3 protein-coding genes are annotated in these 2,095 nt (G+C 61.7%); all 3 read right to left on the reverse strand.

Annotation, left to right across the window (positions count from 1 at the left end):
- Positions 1-788 (reverse strand): GTP-binding protein (locus WA989_RS15410; protein WP_424341365.1); only part of this gene is annotated, 788 nt, incomplete at its 3' end.
- Between the two features lie 187 nt (positions 789-975).
- Positions 976-1,170 carry a YdeI/OmpD-associated family protein gene (locus WA989_RS15415; protein WP_424341364.1) on the reverse strand — a complete coding sequence of 65 codons (195 nt, stop codon included), beginning with the start codon at positions 1,168-1,170 and terminating at the stop codon, positions 976-978.
- A gap of 100 nt (positions 1,171-1,270) precedes the next feature.
- Positions 1,271-2,034, reverse strand: a protein-coding gene (locus tag WA989_RS15420) for an IS5 family transposase (RefSeq protein ID WP_424341366.1) whose coding sequence is annotated in 2 segments (ribosomal slippage) — positions 1,271-1,725 and positions 1,725-2,034 — 765 coding nt in all. Because the reading frame shifts where the segments join, the coding sequence is not laid out codon by codon here.
- Positions 2,035-2,095 lie beyond the last annotated feature (61 nt).

Consider the following 2,095-nt stretch of genomic DNA (forward strand, 5'->3'; position numbering starts at 1 on the left):
CGTGAGAGACCGCGGAAAGCAAGAATCTTGGAAACGCGAAAACGCTCGACTTCCTTGCCATCTCGGCTCAGCGCCTTGACTGCTGTACCGGTGCGCAACACCCCCGACTCGATCCGTCCCGAAAGCAACCTGCCGAGGAAAGGATCCGCGGCGAGCGTGGTGGTCAACATGGAAAACGCCTCATTGCGGCGTTCTGTCTGAGCCGGCGCCGGCACATGGGACAGTATCAAGTTGAATAGCGCCGAAAGGTCCTTGCGCTGACCGTCGAGTTCGGTATCCGCCCAGCCGCTGCGTCCGGAGGCATAGAGCACCGGGAAATCGAGCTGGAACTCATCGGCATCCAGCGACACGAAGAGATCGAACACCTCATCCAGGGCGCGGTCGGGTTCGGCATCGGGCTTGTCGACCTTGTTAAGCACCACGATGGGTCGCAGACCCAGAGCAAGCGCCTTGGCCGTGACGAATTTTGTCTGCGGCATTGGCCCTTCGGCAGCATCCACAAGCAAGGCCACGCCATCGACCATCGAGAGAATGCGCTCCACCTCGCCGCCGAAATCGGCATGGCCGGGCGTGTCGACGATGTTGATGCGGTGATTTTCCCATTCGACGGAGGTCGACTTGGCGAGTATCGTGATCCCCCGTTCGCGTTCGATGTCATTGGAATCCAGAGCGCGCTCGGTTGTCGCCTCATTGTCGCGAAACGTACCCGACTGCTTGAGGAGCGCATCGACCAGCGTCGTCTTGCCATGATCGACGTGCGCGATGATCGCGATGTTTCTCAAATCCATGTCCGGGATACCTCGATACGCCAGAAACGGCTTTCGCCACTTCGGATCGCACCTAAGCCGGGTTACAATCAAAAGCAAGCGCCTGCCGCAGACAAGAGGCATATGGTGGCGCGGGGCGGCGATCATTGTGCGCCAGGAAACGGGAACGGTTCTGCGCCTTTAACGACATTGGAGGACGGGTTGCGGTTCAACTCCCCGGTTTGCGGCCCGCCTGCGCCATGCGCACCGTGGTTGCAATGGGCTCGGCACGCGTTTCCGGTTTCTTGGCCCGCTTGATCCATTCGAGCGTGATGCGCTGCGTGGAGGCGCCAAAGTCTTCGAGATTCGCACGCGCATCGGGATAAGCCGCAAGCGCCGTGACGAGATCTTGAGGATAGATCAACTGTAGAAGTCAGGACTTGATCTGACTTCTACACCGCATCGGGCTGCAACCGCGCCAAGGTCCGGCACAAGCCGAGGCTGCTCTGCGACAACGGCTCCAGCTAGGCGGCGTGGACAAACCTTATCCATGTTCTGATGGTTGCGATTTGAATGAAGCCGAAGAAGCTGTTGGCGCGCTTGTCGTATCGGGTGGCGACGCGTCTTGAATGCTTGAGCTTGTTGAAGAAGCGCTCGATCCGGTTGCGCAGGGCGTAGGTGGCGCGGTCGACTGGGCGCTGGACTTTCCGGTTGGATTTGGTCGGGATGACAGGCTTGGCGCCGCGGCCTTCGAGATCGTCGCGGATCGCAACGCTGTCATAGCCCTTGTCCGCGAGCATCGCAGCGGGGTCGGGTGCATCTTCCGCCATGAGGTCATCATAGGCGGTCACATCGGCCGCCTGGCCTGGCGTCAGATGGAGGCCGACAGGGAGGCCGTCTGCGCTTGTCCGGGCGTGGATCTTGGTCGTGAGGCCACCGCGCGAACGGCCGACACCATTTCGATGAATCCCCCCCTTCCGCCGGCGGCGTGCTGATGCGCCCGGACGATGGTGCTATCGATCATTTGCGTCGCGGTGTCAGAGGCTTCGCTCTCCACAAGCGCCGCGAGGACCACGTCCCAGACGGCCGCCTCGGTCCAGCGCCGGTATTGTCGGAACACCGAGTTCCAGTTGCCGAACTCCGAAGGCAGGTCGCGCCACGGCGAACCCGTTCGCGCGATCCAGAACACCGCGTCGAGCACCCGGCGATGATCGGCGGGCGGACGCCCGCCCCGGGAACGGTTCTCGATCAGGAACGGTGCGAAGAACGCCCACTCCTCGTCCGTCATCAACTCGCGAGCCAAAGCCGCCCTCCCCAAAGAGCAGCTTTGAATCACGCGTCAGGCGATT

This window comes from Henriciella sp., from assembly GCF_049649345.1.
Lineage (GTDB): Bacteria > Pseudomonadota > Alphaproteobacteria > Caulobacterales > Hyphomonadaceae > Henriciella.